This window comes from Bacillus fungorum, assembly GCF_002746455.1.
Classification (GTDB): Bacteria; Bacillota; Bacilli; order Bacillales; family Bacillaceae_G; genus Bacillus_A; species Bacillus_A fungorum.
Genome location: NZ_NWUW01000006.1, coordinates 171,118 through 190,871 on the forward strand (window position 1 = coordinate 171,118; position 19,754 = coordinate 190,871).

21 protein-coding genes, 1 tRNA gene and 1 pseudogene are annotated in these 19,754 nt (G+C 35.9%); 19 read left to right on the forward strand and 4 right to left on the reverse strand.

The window, feature by feature from the left end; genetic code table 11:
* Nucleotides 1-190: 190 nt before the first annotated feature.
* The 3 genes from CO726_RS11195 (at nt 191) to CO726_RS11205 (ending at nt 2,852) form a co-directional block, all read left to right on the forward strand.
* The gene (locus CO726_RS11195) at nt 191-1,075 is read left to right on the forward strand and encodes an ABC transporter ATP-binding protein (RefSeq protein ID WP_136699558.1); all 885 of its coding nucleotides are present in this window, start codon (nt 191-193) and stop codon (nt 1,073-1,075) included.
* A gap of 2 nt (nt 1,076-1,077) precedes the next feature.
* A complete protein-coding gene (locus tag CO726_RS11200; protein ID WP_099684287.1) occupies nt 1,078-2,301 on the forward strand; it encodes an ABC transporter permease in 1,224 nt (407 codons plus the stop codon).
* A 119-nt stretch (nt 2,302-2,420) separates the two neighbouring features.
* Nucleotides 2,421-2,852, forward strand: a complete 432-nt coding sequence (locus CO726_RS11205; RefSeq protein ID WP_000512998.1) for an Rrf2 family transcriptional regulator — start codon at nt 2,421-2,423, stop codon at nt 2,850-2,852.
* Between the two features lie 59 nt (nt 2,853-2,911).
* Here the strand turns inward: CO726_RS11205 and CO726_RS11210 are convergent, their stop codons facing one another.
* Together CO726_RS11210 and CO726_RS11215 are read right to left on the reverse strand one after the other, a co-directional pair.
* A complete protein-coding gene (locus tag CO726_RS11210) occupies nt 2,912-3,577 on the reverse strand; it encodes an MIP/aquaporin family protein (RefSeq protein ID WP_074607624.1) in 666 nt (221 codons plus the stop codon).
* A 144-nt stretch (nt 3,578-3,721) separates the two neighbouring features.
* The gene (locus CO726_RS11215) at nt 3,722-4,687 is read right to left on the reverse strand and encodes a DMT family transporter (RefSeq protein ID WP_099684288.1); all 966 of its coding nucleotides are present in this window, start codon (nt 4,685-4,687) and stop codon (nt 3,722-3,724) included.
* A gap of 100 nt (nt 4,688-4,787) precedes the next feature.
* On the opposite strand from CO726_RS11215, the gene CO726_RS11220 reads away from it, so the two are divergent.
* Entirely contained in the window at nt 4,788-5,360 is a 573-nt protein-coding gene (locus CO726_RS11220) for a helix-turn-helix domain-containing protein (RefSeq protein WP_099684289.1), read from the forward strand.
* Nucleotides 5,361-5,425: 65 nt separating this feature from the next.
* On the opposite strand, the gene CO726_RS11225 is transcribed toward CO726_RS11220, so the two are convergent.
* A complete protein-coding gene (locus tag CO726_RS11225) occupies nt 5,426-5,611 on the reverse strand; it encodes a PspC domain-containing protein (protein ID WP_000044433.1) in 186 nt (61 codons plus the stop codon).
* A 187-nt stretch (nt 5,612-5,798) separates the two neighbouring features.
* On the opposite strand from CO726_RS11225, the gene CO726_RS11230 reads away from it, so the two are divergent.
* From CO726_RS11230 to CO726_RS11280, 11 genes and pseudogenes are all read left to right on the forward strand, one after another.
* Nucleotides 5,799-6,686: an amidohydrolase family protein gene (locus CO726_RS11230; RefSeq protein ID WP_099684290.1), complete on the forward strand. Its 888-nt coding sequence runs from the start codon at nt 5,799-5,801 to the stop codon at nt 6,684-6,686.
* A 97-nt stretch (nt 6,687-6,783) separates the two neighbouring features.
* Entirely contained in the window at nt 6,784-8,079 is a 1,296-nt protein-coding gene (locus CO726_RS11235) for a purine/pyrimidine permease (protein WP_099684291.1), read from the forward strand.
* Nucleotides 8,080-8,244: 165 nt separating this feature from the next.
* A complete protein-coding gene (gene gerE / locus CO726_RS11240; protein ID WP_000659484.1) occupies nt 8,245-8,469 on the forward strand; it encodes a spore germination transcription factor GerE in 225 nt (74 codons plus the stop codon).
* Nucleotides 8,470-8,576: 107 nt separating this feature from the next.
* Nucleotides 8,577-8,822, forward strand: a pseudogene (locus CO726_RS11245) (type 1 glutamine amidotransferase domain-containing protein); the annotation flags it as partial.
* A 121-nt stretch (nt 8,823-8,943) separates the two neighbouring features.
* Nucleotides 8,944-9,753, forward strand: a complete 810-nt coding sequence (gene racE, locus CO726_RS11250) for a glutamate racemase (RefSeq protein WP_060632430.1) — start codon at nt 8,944-8,946, stop codon at nt 9,751-9,753.
* A gap of 130 nt (nt 9,754-9,883) precedes the next feature.
* A complete protein-coding gene (gene gerM / locus CO726_RS11255) occupies nt 9,884-10,933 on the forward strand; it encodes a spore germination protein GerM (protein WP_099684292.1) in 1,050 nt (349 codons plus the stop codon).
* A gap of 128 nt (nt 10,934-11,061) precedes the next feature.
* Complete coding sequence (rph, locus tag CO726_RS11260; RefSeq protein WP_001261765.1) at nt 11,062-11,799, forward strand: ribonuclease PH; 738 nt, start codon at nt 11,062-11,064, stop codon at nt 11,797-11,799.
* Nucleotides 11,800-11,810: 11 nt separating this feature from the next.
* Nucleotides 11,811-12,419, forward strand: coding sequence for an XTP/dITP diphosphatase (locus CO726_RS11265; RefSeq protein WP_136699560.1), 609 nt, complete (start codon nt 11,811-11,813; stop codon nt 12,417-12,419).
* A 13-nt stretch (nt 12,420-12,432) separates the two neighbouring features.
* Nucleotides 12,433-12,936, forward strand: coding sequence for a metallophosphoesterase (locus tag CO726_RS11270; protein ID WP_099684294.1), 504 nt, complete (start codon nt 12,433-12,435; stop codon nt 12,934-12,936).
* Between the two features lie 109 nt (nt 12,937-13,045).
* Nucleotides 13,046-13,119, forward strand: a tRNA-Gly gene (locus CO726_RS11275).
* Between the two features lie 772 nt (nt 13,120-13,891).
* On the forward strand, nt 13,892-14,092 hold the full coding sequence (locus CO726_RS11280; protein WP_000124461.1) for a hypothetical protein: 201 nt from the start codon (nt 13,892-13,894) through the stop codon (nt 14,090-14,092).
* Between the two features lie 94 nt (nt 14,093-14,186).
* On the opposite strand, the gene CO726_RS11285 is transcribed toward CO726_RS11280, so the two are convergent.
* Entirely contained in the window at nt 14,187-14,801 is a 615-nt protein-coding gene (locus CO726_RS11285) for a PH domain-containing protein (protein WP_099684295.1), read from the reverse strand.
* A gap of 308 nt (nt 14,802-15,109) precedes the next feature.
* Here CO726_RS11285 and CO726_RS11290 point away from each other — a divergent pair, with 308 nt between their 5' ends.
* The 4 genes from CO726_RS11290 to clpX all read left to right on the forward strand — a co-directional run bounded on the left by CO726_RS11290 (nt 15,110) and on the right by clpX (nt 19,665).
* Nucleotides 15,110-15,358: a hypothetical protein gene (locus CO726_RS11290; RefSeq protein WP_099684296.1), complete on the forward strand. Its 249-nt coding sequence runs from the start codon at nt 15,110-15,112 to the stop codon at nt 15,356-15,358.
* A 197-nt stretch (nt 15,359-15,555) separates the two neighbouring features.
* Nucleotides 15,556-16,554 (forward strand): hypothetical protein, encoded by a 999-nt coding sequence (locus CO726_RS11295; protein WP_099684297.1) that lies wholly within the window; start codon nt 15,556-15,558, stop codon nt 16,552-16,554.
* Nucleotides 16,555-16,863: 309 nt separating this feature from the next.
* Nucleotides 16,864-18,141 (forward strand): trigger factor, encoded by a 1,278-nt coding sequence (gene tig / locus CO726_RS11300; RefSeq protein WP_099684298.1) that lies wholly within the window; start codon nt 16,864-16,866, stop codon nt 18,139-18,141.
* Nucleotides 18,142-18,405: 264 nt separating this feature from the next.
* Entirely contained in the window at nt 18,406-19,665 is a 1,260-nt protein-coding gene (gene clpX / locus CO726_RS11305) for an ATP-dependent protease ATP-binding subunit ClpX (protein WP_000472281.1), read from the forward strand.
* Nucleotides 19,666-19,754 lie beyond the last annotated feature (89 nt).

Here is a 19,754-nt window from a genome sequence, read left to right on the forward strand (position 1 = left end):
TTGTCGTAATGACAATTATAATTGACAAAAAGAGGTTTTTTATTTACAATTTTAACTAAATAGAACAAATGATGGATTAATGACGATGTTTACATATAAGAGGATGAAGCGTAGAGTGCTATATTTTGTTTAGAATAAACATAGTCTTTGAAAGAGAGTACGAATGATAATAAAGAGGAGGCTTTATACTTTGAGTTTACAAATCCAAAACTTAACGAAACAATTTGGGGAATCAAAAGCAGTTAACAGTTTGCAAATTTCGTTACCAAAAGGTGAAGTACTAGGGTTACTTGGACGAAATGGTGCAGGAAAAACAACGACAATTAAAATGCTTCTCGGGTTATTAACGCCTAATGAAGGCTCTATTACATGGGATGGAAAATCATTTGGGACTAGTGGGGTAACGATTGGGTATTTACCAGAAGAAAGAGGTTTATATACAAAAAGTAGAGTAATAGACCAGTTGCGATATTTTGGTAGATTAGAAGGAATGACGAAAAAAGAAGTAGATCTTGCTATTGATCACTGGTTAGAGCGATTAGCAATACCGGAATATAAATTTAAAACGGCAGGAGAGCTTTCGAAAGGGAATCAGCAAAAAATCCAATTAATTGCTGCTCTTCTTCATAATCCAGAACTTCTCATTTTAGATGAACCATTTAGCGGTCTTGATCCAGTTAATGCTGGGATGTTAGCTAGTATTATTGAGGAACAAGTACAGAGCGGAAAGACAATTATTTTATCAAGTCATCGTATGGAGCAAGTAGAGACTTTTTGCCAACATGTATGTATTTTGAAAAAAGGCGAAGCTGTCGTAAAGGGGCAGTTAAGTGATATTAAGAAAGAATACGGTTTCCGTAATTTAACGATTGAAGATACAGAAGAGAATGAGAAGGGATTAGAATCTATTCATGTATCGTATGAAAAACAACAAGGCCTTCTTTATGTGCAAGTACAAGATGATGCAGAAGCTCTAACGATTTTACAACAATTGCAAGAACACGGTGTTACCTTACGACAATTTAAAATGTTAGAGCCGACGTTAAACGAAATCTTTGTAGAGAGGGCGAAATAACGATGCGTAAATTTTCTCACGTATTTTCATTTTATTTTAGAGAATCATTTTTATCTAAAAAATCATTAATTACGAGCGCGATTTTATTTTTAGTTGTATTTGGGATTTTTGCATTCAATCATTTTACTTCAAGTAATGATAAAAATAAGGATAAAGATAAAATTGCAGTTGTGACAGAGAGTTCCACATATAAAATACAAAAAGAAGAGTTAACTAAGTTATTACCATCAGCTAAATTAACAATTGGTTCAAAAGAAGATTTCAATAAATTACATAAACAAGTAGAAGAAGGCGAGTTAGACGGTTTGTTTCGTGTAACTGAAAAGAATGGAGTTCCAGAAGTCACGTATATGTTTAATGGATTTGCTAGTGAAACAACTTCTACAATTATAGCTAGTTATTTAAAGGGACAATATATGACGGTAACAGTTGCTAAACATAATGTTTCACCAGAAATTGCACAACAATTACAAACGGACATTTCCGTGAAACAAGAAGCAATAAAAGATCGTTCTGCCTCTGCTGGAATTGCATATTTCTTCATATTCGCTTTATATATGTTTATTATTGCGTTCGGAAGCGCAATTGCGATGAATATTGCTTCTGAAAAAGCTTCTCGCGTTATGGAAGTTATGATTCCGAAAGTAAAACCTCTTACGATGATGTATGCAAAAATTTTAGCGGTTGTTTCAACAGCGCTATTACAACTTGGCATATTGGCATGTGGTTATTTAGTTCCTTATTTACTAGGGTGGGTAGATTTAGAAAATGGTTCATTATTTGGCGTAATTGACGTTACAAAGTTAGATGCAAAAGTAATCGGTATGTTCCTTATTTATTTTGTTACAGGATATTTCCTGTATGCGATGATGTATGCAGCTGCTGGTGCGGTTGTTTCTAAGACTGAGGATTTGCAAGGTGTAATGCTACCGGTGTCAATTTTAATAATGGCAGCATTCTTTATAAGTCTTAAATCGTTAGGTGACCCAAATAGTACTATCGTTGTTATAAGCTCTTATGTTCCGTTCTTCACCCCGATGGTTACATTCTCACGCTTTGTAGCTGGTGAAGCTGGTATGTTAGAAATTATGATAACATTGGCGGGGCTTTTAGCGACAATCGGCATATTAAGTGCTGTTACAAGCCGCATTTACGTAAACGGTGTAATGAATTATTCAGATAAAGTGAAATTCAAAGATTTAGCGAAATTTATAAAGCGTCAATAATGATAGAAAAAGCATGATTTCCTATTGAAATTATGCTTTTTCTTTATGTATAAATTAAAAATAGTATATAATAATAAGAGTCGTCTTTTAATAGAATGAATAAAAAGGAGGGTGTGCAGATGGGGATTAGTAGTCGTTTTACAGTAGGTGTTCATATGCTGACATTACTTGCGATAGATCGAAACTCTCGCTGTACCTCTGAATGGATTGCCGGTAGTGTGAATACAAATCCAGTTGTGATTCGTCGCATTACAGGAATGTTGAAGAGAGCAGGACTTGTTGATGTACAAGCTGGTAAAGGTGGTACGACACTTGCTCGTGATTTAGAAGAAATTACATTACTTGATGTATATAAAGCAGTGGAAGTTGTAGAAGAAGGACAGCTATTTTCCTTCCATGAAAATCCCAACATTGAATGTCCAGTAGGAGCTAATATTCAATCAGTATTAGAAATTATTTTAATGCAAGCGCAAGAAGCGATGGAAAACGTACTTGCAAATGTAACGGTAGATCAATTAGTTACAAACTTAAAGTCTAAAATGAAAGAGTAAAAAAGCGAGCATCCTCATAATGAGGGCTCGCCTTTTTTTATTCAGAAATATTGAAAAATCTATTTTTCAGTATTTAAAATGAATTTACCAACAATAGCTGCTACGATACCACCAAGAATTGGTGCAACGATGAATACCCATAGTTGAGAAAGGGCTTCTCCGCCAGCGAATAAAGCTGGTGCGATACTACGAGCTGGGTTAACAGATGTTCCGGTTAACGGAATTCCTAATAAGTGAACTAATACTAATGTGAAACCAATTACTAATCCTGCTAAAGAAGAACTTCCTTTTTTACCTGTTACAGCAACGATAACTAAAATGAATACGAAAGTTAAAATAAATTCAACTAAAAATGCTCCAGATAAACCAAGAGTTCCAAAACCATTTTGTCCTAAATTATCTAAAGGTGTTTTAGCAGATTTTAAAATTGTCACTAACGTTGCAGTTCCTAATAAACCACCTAAAATTTGAGCTAATACATAATAACAAAGTTCCATAGCGTTCATTCTTTTGTTGATGAACATAGCTACTGATACTGCTGGGTTAATGTGACATCCAGAAATTGTTCCGATGCTATATGCCATAGCCACGATAGATAGACCGAAAGCCATAGCGATTCCCAACGTTCCAATTCCTTCAATTCCGCCGCCAATGACAGCTACTCCAGTTCCGAATAATACAAGTACAAATGTACCAATAAATTCAGCGATTGCTTTTTTTAACATAATTTACCTCCTAATGTTGCGCATGAAACGTATTATAACATAGGTTTTAGTATGAACAACTAATGAAATACTATTCTGATAAGGAGAAATAGGGGGGACAATAAAAAAAGAGTATGGTTCTTTGTTATAGAACCATACTCTTTTTTATGCTGTTTTTTTCTGTTTAACGACTGGAACAGAACGGTTTAAAATGCTATTTGCAACCATTCCTAACATAATAATAATCATTCCAAATAGGGAAAGACCACCAGGGAATGAACCATTCAAGAAAACAATTTCGCCAAGTACGGTAAAGACCATCGTTCCAGCTTGCGTTGCTTCAACAGCTCCAAGTAGAGAAAGATTGTCTTTTGCTAAGTCAGTAGCGAAGAAAAATGTCATCGTCGCAATAACTCCAGAACATAATGCTAATAAAAATCCTTGCAGCATTTGACTTGATGTTGGAATACCTGTAGTAGAAAATCCGTATATCCCAAGTAAAATTGTAATAGGGAGACTTCCAATCGCCATTCCTAATACGCGTTGGAACGTATCGAGACGTCCGCCAACAAGTTCCATCATTTTCCGATTGCCGAACGGATATAAGAAAGCAGCTAACACAACAGGTAAAAAGCCTGAAATGAACTGAGTTATTGTAATGTGGCCCGCGGCAGTTGCTTGCATACAAATTACACCAAGTAAAATAAATAATGCAACGTATAAGCTGCGAAGTGGAATTTTTCCGCGTACAAGTTCTGTTCCTGATTTCGTCTCTATTTTAACGAAAAATAGTGGTGATAAAAGTAAACCTGCTAATATCGTAACTTGCCAAGTTCCAGCAACGAGCCAAGCGGGAGAAAAGACAGCTGCAAAACTTAATAAAGAATAGAAACCAATACCAGCAACAGAACCCCACCCGATCCATGCCAATGGATGTTTCTTTAACTCTTCCCATAACCCGTTAAAGTTTTTGCGAAATAAAACGATAAGGAATAAAATAGGGAGAGCAAATAAAAAACGGAAGGAAGCTGTCCAAGCCCAGCTCGTTCCAGATATATTCATCGCTCGATTAATAATAAAGGTTGCAGAAAAAAAGGCTGATGATAAAAGGCCTAATAAAATTGCGCGCATGAAGTATAGCACTCCTTTCGAAATTTAACAATTATGTATAGTATAATATACTTTATTGTTATGAAAGTAAACTATTTTATGTTTTAAGGTGGTTTTATAGATGAAAGAACATGAAGATATGCAAACGAAAGAGGTCATTCACCAAGTAGGTCAGCTATTAAGACAAATTCGAAATGAACAAAAATTAAGTTTAGAAGAATTAGCCCAAAAAACAGGAGTTAGTAAATTAACGTTAGGAAAGATTGAAAGAGGCGAAACGAATCCGACGTTAGCCGTCATTTGGAAAATAACGAAAGGATTATCAATTCCTTTATCGAGATTGATGGTTGTTGGAGAACCTGTAGCTGTTGCGCGCTGCGGAGAGGGATTTGCAGTAGATGTAGGACAAGCATGGCATTTAGAAACGATGTTCCGTTATACGAAAGAAACGGGGATGGAAATGCATCGTGCTTGTTTACGATCAAATAGTATATATGAACCAGAAGCTCATCATGAAGGTGCTATTGAACTTGTAACGGTAATGAAAGGGAAAGTATCGATTCAAGTAGAAAGCGATGTATACGAATTAAATGAGTTTGACTCCATTCAATTTGAAGCGAATAAGAAACATAGTTATAAAAATGAAGAAGATGAAGTGGCAGTATTACATTTAACGATGAAATACTCTTCATGAAAAAATCACCTATAGAATTCTATAGGTGATTTTTTATATTTTGATTAAGTATATGCATGATGCCGCTAGTACGAACGAGGCATAAGTAATAAACAAATAAAATAAACTAAAAACCCCGTCCCAAAACATAAAACAGCAATGACCCAAAGTATGCGAATGAGAGTAGAGCTAATATCAAAATATTCTCCTAAACCACCGCATATACCAAATAGCATTTTATCAGTTTCGGATTTGTATAATCTTTTTGACATCTTCCAATCCACTCCTTTTTATATCAAGCTATATACTTCTATTCTATATGGAAATTTATGAGAAGACTATGAGGTTGTATGACATTTTTTTTTTGGAACGACTGTATTAATTATCTTAATTTTCAGTTTATATTAAAATTATAGTAAGTGGTATAAGGTGATTTTTAATAAAGGGTGGGAAATAAAGATGACAGTATATTGGTTAACGAACGTAATGATTGAATTAGGATATATATATGAAGAAGGGGGAATTTTCAAAACAGAAACAGGGTTATGTAGTTTACTCATTGAAGATGGACGAATTAAAAAAATTACAGCGGGGGCTGCTCAAGAGGAAGGGATACTCATTCTTGATGCCAATCGCTTATTAATTTTGCCCGCTTTTGAAGAGATGCATATTCACATTGATAAAACCTATTATAGTGGCCCTTGGAAAGCTTGCATGCCAGCAGAAAGTATTTTTACACGCTTTAATGAGGAAAAAAAGATTTTGCCAAAGCAATTAGCAACTGCTCAAGATAGGGCGGAAAGTATGCTAGAATTATTGCTTCGAAATGGTGCGACGAATATAAGAACGCATTGTAATGTTGATCCGATTATTGGACTTGGCGGTGTTACGAATAAAGAAGGTGAAGAAGTGGCGGAAAGACTAGCTGCTTTAAACATTGATATCACTTCAACGGTGCCAATAGGGAAACAAGTAATCCCAATTCCGTTATTAGATAAAAAAGGTGTGAAAGTTTCATTAGGAAATGATAGTATTACAGATCATTGGTCGCCGTTTGGAACGGGTGATATGCTGCAAAAGGCAAATCGATTGGCGGAACGTTTTGGGTGGAGTGATGAAAGGTCTTTAGGAAAAGCACTTCGCTTTATTACGGGTGGAAAAGAGACGTTAAACAATGAAGGGAAACGAGCATGGCCGAATGTAGGAGATGAAGCAAGTTTTGTTTTGACAAATGCAACATGTACTGCTGAAGCGGTAGCGCGTCAAACAGAGAAGCATTTAGTCGTGCATAAAGGAAATATTGTTGTTGGAAGTTTAAAAGAGGTGAAATTAAATAATCTTGTGTAAAGGAATCGTTTAAATGTTTTGAGAGGGTTCTAATTGTGAGTGTAGAACCCTTCTTTTTTATGCTTACAATATATTTCTTATAGGGAAGCTAGGAGGGATGGAAAATTTGGACAATCAACATAATCAAAATCATATTATGGGAACTTTGCAATGGTTTATATTTTTATTAGCGAATTCAATCGCACTACCAATTGTCGTTGGCGGATTATTTCATCTTACGACGGAAGAAATATTTTATTTAATGCAGCGTACGTTTTTTGTAGTTGGTATATCTTCTTTTTTACAAGGGTGGCTTGGACATAGACTGCCAATTGCGGATGGGCCGGCTGGATCTTGGGTTGGAGTATTTACCGTACTTGCTTATGCAACTGTCGGGCAAGATCAATTACATAGTACATTGCAAATTTTAGAATTAGGAATGACAATTTCCGGTGTTATTTTAATAGGATTAGGAGTAACTGGTTTTATCGTACGTATTTTATTTTTATTTACGCCGCTTGTGACAGGGACGTTTTTACTTTTATTATGTTTACAATTAAGCGGTGTATTTCTAAAAGGAATGCTAGGAATTACAGCTACTGTTTCTCAAATTGATGGATTTACAGCATTAATTGCGTTTAGTATATTTCTGTTCGTTATTATACTATCTAATTTTGGAAAAGGTTTTGTCAAAAGTTATGCGGTTTTAATAGGATTAATTAGTGGGTGGATTCTTTTTCTAATTGCAGGAAAAGTGACGATTCCATCTCAAGTAACTCATTTTGTGCAATTTCCACAAATATTTGCTTGGGGACTTCCGAAATGGAATACAGGTATGGCTGTATCAAGTTTCGTTATGGTATGTATTTTAGTTTCAAATACAGTGGCAGCTATTATAGCAATTAATCAAGCCACTATTCAAAAAGCGACTATTGAACAGAAACAGTTGAAGGGTGGTACGTGGGTTGGAGGGGTTTCGCATATCATTTCTTCTGTATTTTCAACTGTAGGTGTCGTGCCGTTACCAGCAACGGCAGGGTTTATACGTTTAACGAAACAAAAATATATACGCTCGTTCTTACTAGCATGTATGTTACTAGTCGTAATGTCGCTGTTTCCAAGTATTATTCGTTATTTAGCATCTTTACCGTCCGCTGTTGCATCTGCGGTTTTAATGGCTTCTTTCGTACAGCTAATTGGAATTGGATTAAATAATATAAAACAAGTGGAGCTTAATGAAAGGAATGTAACAATTTTAGGCGTTGCAGTATTATTTGGCAGCGGTGTTATGTTTTTGCCGTCTGGAGCACTCCAGTCCTTACCGTCTGTTATGCAATATATATTCGGAAATGGTTTATTCGTAGGTACAGTTGTCAGCATATTACTAGAACAAATATGGCGTACAGAAAAGTGAGTGGATACAAAGAGTGTACGCACTGTATAAAAGTCTAAAATAACATGTGAAATAAAGCCCATTTTCATTCACCACCCGCACATTTCGTTCATACAATATCTTGACTAAATAAACACCCAACTTACACATACACGGCTCTGGCTTAAGCAAGGAGGGTTATACCAGTTGAAGGAAAAAGCGTATCAATCTAAACCGTTACTCACAAAGAGAGAGAGAGAAGTATTTGAATTGCTGGTTCAAGATAAAACAACGAAGGAAATTGCAGGTGAACTTTTTATCAGTGAAAAAACAGTACGTAATCACATCTCAAACGCAATGCAAAAGCTAGGAGTTAAAGGACGTTCACAAGCAGTTGTTGAGCTTCTTCGCATGGGAGAGCTCGAACTATAAAAAGAAAGCCGACTTTTATATGAAGAGTCGGCTATTTTTCTGTCTGTTTCATGTTCTGTATGAATGATAAGAACACTCCATACATAAATAGGTAGTAAGGAAGGGATATGTTGAAAAGGATATTGTTAGTTTCAACAAGTGCTCATGATATGAATGGACACCCGACTGGTTTGTGGCTTGAAGAGCTCGCAGCTCCTTATAATGTATTTGAAAAAGCTAAGTTTGATGTTGATATTGTGTCGATAAAGGGCGGTAGAGTACCTATTGATAGAGTGTCTATTCCGAACGGTATACCTCGTGAATTTAAGCGTGTCGCTTTTTTATTGCAAATTACGAAAAAAAGGAGCAAAATAAAAAAGGTCCTAGTCTATACAGGTACAAATGAAAATTTTCATATAGAAGCAGTTTAAGTGCGCGAACTTAAAGTGTGTAAAATATAATGATAAAATAAGATGATGAATGAGAAAACGGGTGATGAAGTTGAATAGAGCAATCGGTGTTATCGATTCAGGAGTTGGCGGTTTAACAGTAGCGAAGGAATTAATTCGTCAGTTGCCGAAAGAGCGCATTATATATTTAGGGGATACAGCACGTTGCCCTTATGGTCCACGTTCTCGAGAAGAAGTGCGTCAATTTACGTGGGAAATGACGGAGCATTTACTAGATTTAAATATCAAAATGTTAGTTATTGCATGTAATACAGCAACTGCAGTTGTATTAGAAGAGATGCAGAAACAATTACCAATTCCAGTGGTAGGAGTTATTCACCCAGGGTCACGTACAGCTTTAAAAATGACAAACACGTATCATGTTGGGATTATTGGAACGATTGGAACGGTGAAAAGTGGTGCATACGAAGAAGCGCTAAAGTCTATTAATAACCGTGTTATGGTAGAAAGTTTAGCGTGTCCGCCTTTCGTTGAGCTTGTAGAGAGTGGCAATTTCGAAAGTGAAATGGCATATGAAGTTGTAAGAGAAACGTTGCAACCGCTGAAGAATACTGATATTGATACACTTATTTTAGGTTGTACACATTATCCAATTTTAGGTCCTGTTATTAAACAAGTAATGGGTGATAAAGTGCAACTGATTAGTTCAGGTGATGAAACAGCGCGTGAAGTAAGTACAATTTTATACCATAGTAAAATGTTGAATGAGGGAGAGGAACAAAGTGATCATCTCTTCTTAACAACAGGAAAAATAGGTCTATTTAAAGAAATTGCATCAAAATGGTTCGGTCAACCGATTGAAAATGTGAAACATATTCATTTAGAAAAAGAATAATAGTAGCATTCATATAAGTGAACTCCTGAGAAATCAGGAGTTTTTTGTTTGTAGGAAGCACAGCTAGTTCTAAAACATGAAACAGCTCGTATACATAATAGTACAAACTTAGATTTTAGGGGGGAATGGCATGCCTAAATCCACTTTTAAATGGGTTGTTGGTGCTACTGTGAGCGCTGTTTTACTAACAGGGTGTGGCTTTATAAATCAGGAGAAAGCAACGGAACAAATTGATCCGCCAAAACAAGTTACGTATACAGAGGGTGGAAAGAAAGAAGTAGCTAAGAAAGATAAGCAAGGACAAACGGTGAATAGAGAACTATACCTTGTTGATAAAAATGGTTATGTTGTACCACAAACGTTAGCTATACCTACTCCGAAAGCAAATGAGGTTATTCAGCAAACGTTAGAGTACCTTGTGAAAGATGGACCGGTAACGAATTTATTACCGAATGGGTTCCGCGCAGTCATTCCAGCAAATACATCAATGACACTAGATTTGAAAAAAGATGGGACGGCAGTCATTGATTTTTCTAAAGAAATGAAAAACTATGCAAAAGAAGAAGAGCGTCAAATTATTGAGTCAATAGCGTGGACGTTGACGCAATTTAAAGAAGTAAAACAAGTGCAGTTCCAAATAAATGGCGAGAAATTGGCGAAGATGCCTATTGGTGGTACACCGCTTGGGGAAGGTGTGAGCCGTGCGAACGGTATCAATTTCGATGATGAACAAGTGGCGGATGTCACAAATACAAAACCAGTTACACTTTATTTTATGGCACAAAATAATAATAAACAGCAATACTACGTACCAGTAACACGCCGCGTTGTAGAAGGGAAAGAAAATGATTATGCAGCAATTGTAGATGAACTTGTAAAAGGGCCGATTCATCAATCTCTTCTGAACGATTTCAATCCAGGAGTTAAGCTGATTACGAATCCGAAATTACAAGATGGAAATCTTACATTAAACTTTAATGAAAATATATTTATAAACCCAGATAAAAATATGATTTCAAATTACGTATTGAAGTCATTAGTTTTATCTTTAACAGAAAAGAAAGGCGTGAAAAGTGTTTCTATTGAAGTAAATGGTAAAGCAAATCTTATAGATGAAAAGGGTGGAAAGTTAATAAAACCTGTAGATCGTCCAGAAAACGTGAATACAGGTAGTTTTTAATCGCCAATAATTTGATATACTTAAGTAAGAAAGGGGAATAGCTTTTTGGGTTCCCCTTCTTTTATTGTATACATATCATACATTTAAATTTGGCTATACTAACAAGTAGTTATGAGGAGGTTATTTTTATGCGAGTAGATGGTAGAGAGAAAACAGAATTACGCCATATACATATTCATACGAATTATTTAAAACATCCAGAAGGATCAGTGTTAATTGAGGTTGGGGATACAAAGGTAATTTGCTCAGCGACAATTGAAGAGCGTGTCCCGCCGTTTATGCGTGGAGAAGGAAAGGGCTGGGTAACAGCTGAATATGCGATGATTCCACGTGCGACAGAACAACGTACAATCAGGGAGTCAAGTAAAGGGAAAGTAACAGGGCGTACAATGGAAATCCAACGCTTAATTGGAAGAGCATTACGTGCGGTAGTTGACTTAGAAGCCCTTGGTGAGAGAACGGTTTGGATTGATTGTGATGTTATTCAAGCGGATGGTGGAACGAGAACTGCTTCTATTACAGGTGCATATGTAGCGATGGTATTAGCGTTTGAGAAGTTATTACAAGCAGAAAAAGTATCTAAAATTCCAGTGAAAGATTATTTAGCAGCAACGTCAGTAGGGATTGTTGAAGAGCAAGGCGTTGTTTTAGATTTAAACTACGCAGAAGATTCTAAAGCAGACGTTGATATGAATGTAATTATGACTGGGAAAGGTCAATTTGTTGAAGTGCAAGGAACTGGAGAAGAAGCGACGTTTAGCAGAGCGCAGTTAAATGAATTGCTTGATGCTGCAGAACAAGGCATTTTCCAACTGATTGACATGCAAAAAGAAGCGTTAGGTGACATCGTATCTCATATAGAGTAGAGGTGGAAAATATGAAACAAGTTGTTGTAGCGACAAAAAATATGGGGAAAGTACGTGAATTTGCTGAGTTATTTGAGCGATTTGATTTAGAAGTGAAATCATTACACGATTTTCCTCATATTGAAGAAGTCGAAGAAACTGGTGAAACATTTGAAGAAAATGCGATCTTAAAAGCGGATAGTTTGAGTAGACAGCTGAATGCGATTGTAATTGCGGATGATTCAGGTCTTATTGTAGATGCTTTAAATGGAAAACCAGGTGTGTATTCAGCTCGTTTTGCTGGAGAGCCGAAAGATGATCAAGCGAATATTGATAAAGTTTTACAAGAATTAAATGACGTAGCGTTTGAAAAGCGTAAAGCTCGTTTCTACTGTGCGTTAGCAGTGGCTTTCCCAGAAGTTGATAAAAAACCTGTCATTGTAAATGGGACGTGCGAAGGCTATATTTTAGAACAGCGCCGCGGGGAAAACGGCTTTGGATATGATCCAATCTTTTATGTGGAAGAATATAAAAAAGCGATGGCGGAACTAAGTTCAGATGAGAAAAATGCTATTAGTCACCGCGGACGTGCTCTTCGTAAATTAGAAGAAAAAATCCCTGAATGGTTTTTAGGAGAATAAGGGAGAGAGATTGATGAAAGCTTTAATCGTAAGCGATAGTCATAGCTCTGTGAAGGAATTACAGCAGTTAAAAGAGAAGTATGAAGGGAAAGTAGATATCATGATTCATTGCGGTGATTCAGAGCTAACGCCTGCTCATGAAGAGCTGCAAGGTTTCCATGTTGTAAAAGGGAACTGTGATTATGCTAACTTTCAAGATGAAATTGTAACTGATGTAGATGGCATTCGTTTCGTAGTTGTGCACGGACATCGTCATAACGTGAAAATGACATTACAAACATTAGCGTACCGTGCAGAAGAGGTAGGGGCGCAAGTTGCATGCTTCGGACACTCTCACGTATTAGGTGCGGAATTAATCGACGGTGTTTTATTTATTAATCCAGGCAGTGTTTTATTACCGCGTCAGCGTGTAGAAAAAACATTTGCTTTATTAGAAGTGGATGAAAATCAAATGGAAGTTCGTTTTGAAACACTAGATGGACAGCTAGTTGAACAAGCAGTTTTAAAAAGAGGATAAGAAAATTTATCCTCTTTTTAAAAAAGGTGTTGACTTTATGTATGGTTATACATATAATAAATATTGTCGATAGGGCAACAGCGCTAACGAAGAAAGTAAAATAACATATGCGGGTGTAGTTTAGTGGTAAAACAAGAGCCTTCCAAGCTCTGGTCGAGAGTTCGATTCTCTTCACCCGCTCCATGTCCCAGTAGCTCAGCAGGATAGAGCAACGGCCTTCAAGAAAAATAGGAGCCTTTATAGGGAAACAAGAACCTATAAAGTGGACGACACTATATCGGTGAAGCCTTAACAGTTCGGCTGATGGTAATACCGAGGAAACTTACGATCTTGAAAAAGATTAAGGAGTTTTGAATGATTAAGTGAAACTTAATGGTAAAGACTCTAAAGTATGATGGAAATCATCGTGAGGTTCCGTAGAGACTACACGTGTCGCACCTGAAATGGTGAAGATATAGTCCAGACTACAAACAGTAATTGCTGGTAGCGAAAGCTATGGTGGTAAGCTAAGCCGTCGGTCGGGAGTTCGAATCTCTCCTGGGACGCTAAGAAAACCTTGTTATCTTTTGGTAACAAGGTTTTTGTTTGTCTACAAATTGATATATGTGCAAAAGGTGTAAAAAATATAACGTAATATATGGTAATTATTATGTGTAACGGATTAAAGTACATTAAGAAAAGAACACCATTTATGCGCTTTATTCCTCTTATTTAATTTAAAGAATCAATAGGCTTATGATGGAATTTAAATCCATATCCGTATTCTCCTAATTTTTCACTTAGAATGTTATAAAACTTTTTACCATTCTAGTACGACTGAGCAGCCGTTATCGGAACTTATCCCTGATAGTGTGTTACAATTAATAGAAGCGGAAAACGAGAATCTCCAATTGACTGGACCTGTGATTGGTTAGACGGTTTAAAAAGGTTGTATAAAAAGGGAGATGGCGCAAAGATGGCGAGATCAAATGAGAATGATTTAACGGAGAAATTGGCAGAAGGTCAACGGAAATATGGTGATGGCAACTTTACAGTACAGAACATCGGTGATGAAACTAACCCGAATTGGACTGTCGTAAAAAATGTGAGGAAGGGATCGGCAGGCATTCGCGAAGGAGAAGATATATTAAGACTGCGATCAAAATATATAAAATAGTACGGAAATGAGCGGGCCGAGAGTTCGAACCTCTCCTGGGACGCTAACAAAACCTTGTTATTTTTTGATAACAAGGTTTTTTGTTTATTTTAAATTAGTTATTAATAAATTTGTCAAAGACAAAACCATAATCTTTCACGTTATATTGCTTCTTCGTATCAACAAGCCAGTTAAAGGCAATCTCGTTCATTTCTTTAAATTGCTCTGCTAAATTTACTTGTGCGTTTGAAATACGGCTGAAAGCGTTAGATGCCATATCTAAACTTTTGTGTGCATATTGTAATGTAATGTCGTTGTCGTATGAAATTTCTTCTATTTTAAGTAAAGCTTTATATAAATCTTTTAATTCCTCAATATGTTTTTTATGAATATCAATTGAATAATGCTCATCCCCCATTTGAAACTTAATTTCTACATCTAAATCAATCGTTCCCGCAGTTTCAAGTGCTACGTTTTTAATTTGATATTTGCTATAACTAAAGCGGCGTAGTGTACGTTTTTTACTTGTCGCACTTGTACCATCTAGATGGAGTAATCCTTTGTTTGTGAAGCAATATTCATCTGATTTCGATTTAATTAGAAAGTAAATTTTCTCCCCATCTTCATGCATTACGTAATCATCAGCGTCGACTTTATCGTAATCTTTCGGTGTAATGACAGAACCTACATCACTTAATCCTAAAACATCAGCAGCTACTTTTTTGAACATATATAATCCCCCTTGTAAAAAATTCTTAATTGTACAAAAATATATTAACATGATTTTAAATTATTTTTGAAATCTTACAATTCTGTAAGGTAACTGTAAGGTAGTTCGATGGTAACAAATTGCTAATCCTCTATAATGAAGGTAACAACGATAAAACGAGGAGGAAGAAATGATGAAAGGATTAATCGTAACCGGTTTAACAGTTGCTTTTGGATTTGTAGCGTATGAGAAACTAACGTATGTAGTTGATGTTGTGAAACATTTAATCGCTTAGAGGGAACTACCATTGAGAGGGAATGAGTGAATGGATGGAATGGTTATTTGGAATTATAGGTACTTGTAGTGTAGTGTTATTGTTTTTTGTCCCAAGTGGTATACTTAGTTCGACAACGAGTTTGTTCTTCTTAAGTTTGTTTGCTTGTACGATGCTTATCATTATGTTTTTAATGAAGCGAAGTAAACCGATCTTCTATTTTAGCATGATTATTATGGCAATTATTGTTCTCCAAATTATTACCCTTGTTATATACCCCACTATTATAAAAGCTTTCCATTAATGATAAATCCTCTGCTTTAATTGCTGAGGATTTTTATTTGTACATTTTTAATTTTTAGTAAGGATTTGTTTATATTGAAATAGAAAAATTAAATATTTTCATATTTCAAACAAAGGGTTTTGGGATGTTGTGTTCTCATTACTCATTTGATATATTTACTTTAAAGATAATTAAAATCTAGAAAAAGAGGCGGACGTATGGATAAAAAAGAAAATACGGTCGTATTGTTTCCGCAACTATCAGAGCGATATATTGATGAAGGTTTTTTAGCACTGAAAGAGCGAAAATTCGAAGATGCATTGCGCTGCTTTGAAATATTACGTCAGTATAATGCAGAAACGGAACAAACGGAACTAGCTTCAGTTATTTGTTTGTTAGAGTTAAAGCGTATGGAAGAAGCGAAAGACAAATGTGAACAGTTGCTTGAAACAGGGGCTGTATTATTTGGTGATATTCTTGAAACGTATGTGACAATTTTAGTTCAAACAAATGATTATGAAGGTGTAATTGAAACCGTTGAAAAAGTTTTGCAAACGAAAGATATAATGCCTGAACAAAAGGAAAAACTAGCACAGCTCGCTTTATTTGCAGAAGGTATGTTAAATGAAGTAGATACGTCACTAGTCGATTCGAATTTTGAATTAGATGAATTTACTAATGAAATGTTTGGAGAAAACTTTGGGCAAAAGCTAAGAGCGATTCAGCAACTTTCGTTAAAAGACTTGGATCTTGCATTACCTATTTTAAAGAAATTTTTAATAGACGAAAAACAGCACCCTTATTTGAAAACTTCTATTTTGTATAAAATGATAGAAAATCAAATAGAAGAAGAGATAGAGGTAGAGAAGTTTGGGGATACGATTAAGGTGATTCCAGCATTTACAGGTCATAATGAGGAGCAATCCGATAACATTATACATACATTATCAAGCCGATTAGAGCAAAAGTATCCCGATATATTTGATGCGATGGTTACATATTGGAAAGAGTTGCAAATTAGCGTTTTCCCATTCGCTCTATTAATGGATAAAGTCGAGATTTGGGCTGCTGTTTTAGAGAGAATTGGAAGAAAGCGTTTCGGATTGACTATTGATGAAGAAGAACTTATGATAGCGTATAATATTGAATTAGAAGAGTTTCATATTGCTTATCAATGGTTATTACGTGTTGAAAGAGAAGGATATTTGCCCGTATAATTATGAAAAAGAATCGTTCGGTTCTTGAAACGAGCATATTCTATGTTATAATGTAAGGGTTGCAAAAGGCAGAAATCTGCCTGTTTGTAAGAGAAGAGAAGTGTAATTCTCTTACTTAATATGTTTCATATTATTCTCGAACAAAATATACCGTAGTTGTCTTTTAGGCAATTAGTAGATTGGAACATTATATCTGAAAGCTTTTGCTAGAGGATTATTTGTACTTTTGTTATTTCAAAAAAGAGATAATGAAGATCTTAATCTATAGAGGTATGTGCATACATTATTATAGTTGGAGGGAAAGAATAAATGGCTACAAAATGGGAAAAATTAGAAGGTAACGTAGGCGTTCTAACAATCGAAGTTGATGCTAAAGAAGTAAATAACTCTATCGACGCTGCGTTCAAAAAAGTAGTAAAAACAATTAACGTACCAGGTTTCCGTAAAGGAAAAATGCCTCGTCCGTTATTCGAACAACGCTTTGGTATCGAATCTTTATACCAAGATGCTTTAGATATCATCTTACCAAAAGCATACGGTGAAGCGATCGATGAAGCTGGTATCTTCCCAGTTGCTCATCCTGAAATCGACATCGAGAAGTTCGAAAAAAATGCTAACCTTATCTTCACTGCAAAAGTAACAGTGAAACCTGAAGTTAAATTAGGTGAGTACAAAGGTTTAGCAGTAGAAAAAGTTGAAACAACTGTAACTGACGAAGATGTAGAGAACGAATTAAAATCTTTACAAGAGCGTCAAGCTGAACTAGTTGTTAAAGAAGAAGGAACTGTTGAAAACGGTGATACAGCTGTAATCGACTTCGAAGGTTTCGTTGATGGCGAAGCATTTGAAGGCGGAAAAGGCGAAAACTACTCTCTAGCAATCGGTTCTGGTACATTCATCCCAGGTTTCGAAGAGCAAGTAATTGGTCTTAAATCTGGTGAGTCTAAAGACGTTGAAGTATCATTCCCAGAAGAGTACCATGCTGCTGAATTAGCTGGCAAACCAGCAACATTCAAAGTAACAATTCACGAAATCAAAACAAAAGAACTTCCTGAGTTAAACGACGAGTTCGCTAAAGAAGCGGACGAAGCGGTTGCAACTCTTGATGAATTAAAAGCAAAACTTCGTACAAACTTAGAAGAAGGCAAAAAGCACGAAGCTGAGCACAAAGTACGTGACGAAGTAGTAGAATTAGCTGCTGCTAACGCTGAAATCGACATTCCAGAAGCTATGATCGACACTGAGTTAGATCGTATGGTTCGTGAATTCGAGCAACGTTTAAGCCAACAAGGTATGAACCTTGAGCTTTACTACCAATTCACAGGTACTGACGCTGACAAGTTAAAAGAGCAAATGAAAGAAGACGCTCAAAAACGCGTAAGAATCAACCTTGTTCTTGAAGCTATCATTGAAGCTGAAAACATCGAAGTTACTGAAGAAGAAGTAACTGCAGAAGTTGAAAAAATGGCTGAAATGTACGGTATGCCAGTAGACGCTATCAAGCAAGCTCTTGGAAGCGTAGACGCTTTAGCTGAAGATCTTAAAGTGCGTAAAGCTGTAGATTTCTTAGTAGAGAACGCTGCATAATAAAATAACAAGGCGCGATTTTAATCGTGCCTTGTTTTATAAATATAGAAATATATTTATAAAACTTTTCGATGAAGAAGGAAAACTTCCTTAATAAGTCGAATATACATATTTCAAAAGTTTTAAAAACTTTTTATTTGTACATAACTAGTCATATTATTTGTATTTCTCGCCACGTAGTGACATAATATGTATTTACATACGATACATTTATCGTGTACATACGAAGGCAAGAGGTTAGCACTTTGTAAGGGGTGTGAAAATATGTTTAAATTTAATGATGAAAAAGGGCAATTAAAATGTTCTTTCTGTGGTAAAACACAAACGCAAGTTCGAAAGTTAGTTGCAGGTCCAGGTGTTTACATTTGTGACGAGTGTATCGAACTTTGTACTGAAATTGTACAAGAGGAGCTTGCGAAAGACGAAGAAGTAGAATTCAAAGATGTACCGAAACCGGTAGAAATTCGTGAAATCTTAGATGAGTATGTCATCGGACAAGATAACGCGAAAAAAGCACTAGCGGTAGCGGTATATAATCATTACAAACGCATTAATTCTAACAGCAAAATTGATGATGTAGAATTAGCGAAGAGTAATATCGCACTTATCGGGCCAACAGGTAGTGGTAAAACATTACTGGCACAAACGTTAGCGCGTATTTTAAATGTTCCATTTGCAATCGCGGACGCAACATCTTTAACTGAAGCTGGATACGTTGGGGAAGATGTAGAAAACATCTTACTAAAATTAATCCAAGCAGCTGATTATGATGTAGAGAAAGCGGAAAAAGGAATCATTTATATTGATGAGATTGATAAAGTGGCACGTAAATCCGAAAATCCATCAATTACACGTGATGTATCTGGTGAAGGTGTGCAGCAGGCACTTCTGAAAATTTTAGAAGGTACTGTAGCAAGCGTTCCACCTCAAGGTGGTCGTAAGCATCCACACCAAGAGTTTATTCAAATTGATACAACGAATATCTTATTCATCTGTGGTGGAGCGTTTGATGGCATCGAGCCAATTATTAAACGTCGTCTTGGTGAAAAAGTAATTGGATTTGGTTCTGAGAAGAAAAATGCTGATGTAAATGAGAAGCATGTTTTATCTCACGTATTACCAGAGGACCTTTTAAGGTTTGGTTTAATTCCAGAGTTTATCGGTCGTCTTCCAGTTATTGCGAACCTAGAGCCGCTTGATGAAGATGCTCTTGTTGATATTTTAACGAAACCGAAAAATGCACTTGTTAAGCAATTCCAAAAACTATTGGAGCTTGACGATGTTGAGTTAGAGTTTGAAGAAGGCGCACTAATTGAAATTGCGAAAAAAGCAATTGAACGTAAAACGGGTGCTCGTGGACTTCGTTCTATTATTGAAGGCTTAATGCTGGATGTAATGTTCGAACTTCCATCTCGTAAAGATATCGAGAAGTGTGTTCTTACAAAAGAAACAGTAGCTGATAATGCACCACCAAAATTGGTGTTACAAGACGGTACTGTACTTGATACAAAAACATCTGCATAATGCGAAAGAGAAACAGCAATTTTTATAATTGCTGTTTTTCTTTATGTTTAGCTATGTTCCTCCGCGGAAATACTAAAAGATAAAACATT

What these genes read in the sequence shown, in the direction of transcription:
- CO726_RS11200 (WP_099684287.1), top strand. Translation starts at nt 1,078, where the DNA reads ATGCGTAAATTTTCTCACGTATTTTCATTTTATTTTAGAGAATCATTT.
- CO726_RS11205 (WP_000512998.1), top strand. Translation starts at nt 2,421, where the DNA reads ATGGGGATTAGTAGTCGTTTTACAGTAGGTGTTCATATGCTGACATTA.
- CO726_RS11210 (WP_074607624.1), bottom strand. Translation starts at nt 3,577, where the DNA reads ATGTTAAAAAAAGCAATCGCTGAATTTATTGGTACATTTGTACTTGTA.
- CO726_RS11215 (WP_099684288.1), bottom strand. Translation starts at nt 4,687, where the DNA reads ATGCGCGCAATTTTATTAGGCCTTTTATCATCAGCCTTTTTTTCTGCA.
- CO726_RS11220 (WP_099684289.1), top strand. Translation starts at nt 4,788, where the DNA reads ATGAAAGAACATGAAGATATGCAAACGAAAGAGGTCATTCACCAAGTA.
- CO726_RS11225 (WP_000044433.1), bottom strand. Translation starts at nt 5,611, where the DNA reads ATGTCAAAAAGATTATACAAATCCGAAACTGATAAAATGCTATTTGGT.
- CO726_RS11230 (WP_099684290.1), top strand. Translation starts at nt 5,799, where the DNA reads ATGACAGTATATTGGTTAACGAACGTAATGATTGAATTAGGATATATA.
- CO726_RS11235 (WP_099684291.1), top strand. Translation starts at nt 6,784, where the DNA reads ATGGAAAATTTGGACAATCAACATAATCAAAATCATATTATGGGAACT.
- racE (WP_060632430.1), top strand. Translation starts at nt 8,944, where the DNA reads ATGAAGTTGAATAGAGCAATCGGTGTTATCGATTCAGGAGTTGGCGGT.
- gerM (WP_099684292.1), top strand. Translation starts at nt 9,884, where the DNA reads ATGCCTAAATCCACTTTTAAATGGGTTGTTGGTGCTACTGTGAGCGCT.
- rph (WP_001261765.1), top strand. Translation starts at nt 11,062, where the DNA reads ATGCGAGTAGATGGTAGAGAGAAAACAGAATTACGCCATATACATATT.
- CO726_RS11265 (WP_136699560.1), top strand. Translation starts at nt 11,811, where the DNA reads ATGAAACAAGTTGTTGTAGCGACAAAAAATATGGGGAAAGTACGTGAA.
- CO726_RS11270 (WP_099684294.1), top strand. Translation starts at nt 12,433, where the DNA reads ATGAAAGCTTTAATCGTAAGCGATAGTCATAGCTCTGTGAAGGAATTA.
- CO726_RS11280 (WP_000124461.1), top strand. Translation starts at nt 13,892, where the DNA reads ATGGCGAGATCAAATGAGAATGATTTAACGGAGAAATTGGCAGAAGGT.
- CO726_RS11285 (WP_099684295.1), bottom strand. Translation starts at nt 14,801, where the DNA reads ATGTTCAAAAAAGTAGCTGCTGATGTTTTAGGATTAAGTGATGTAGGT.
- CO726_RS11290 (WP_099684296.1), top strand. Translation starts at nt 15,110, where the DNA reads ATGGAATGGTTATTTGGAATTATAGGTACTTGTAGTGTAGTGTTATTG.
- CO726_RS11295 (WP_099684297.1), top strand. Translation starts at nt 15,556, where the DNA reads ATGGATAAAAAAGAAAATACGGTCGTATTGTTTCCGCAACTATCAGAG.
- tig (WP_099684298.1), top strand. Translation starts at nt 16,864, where the DNA reads ATGGCTACAAAATGGGAAAAATTAGAAGGTAACGTAGGCGTTCTAACA.
- clpX (WP_000472281.1), top strand. Translation starts at nt 18,406, where the DNA reads ATGTTTAAATTTAATGATGAAAAAGGGCAATTAAAATGTTCTTTCTGT.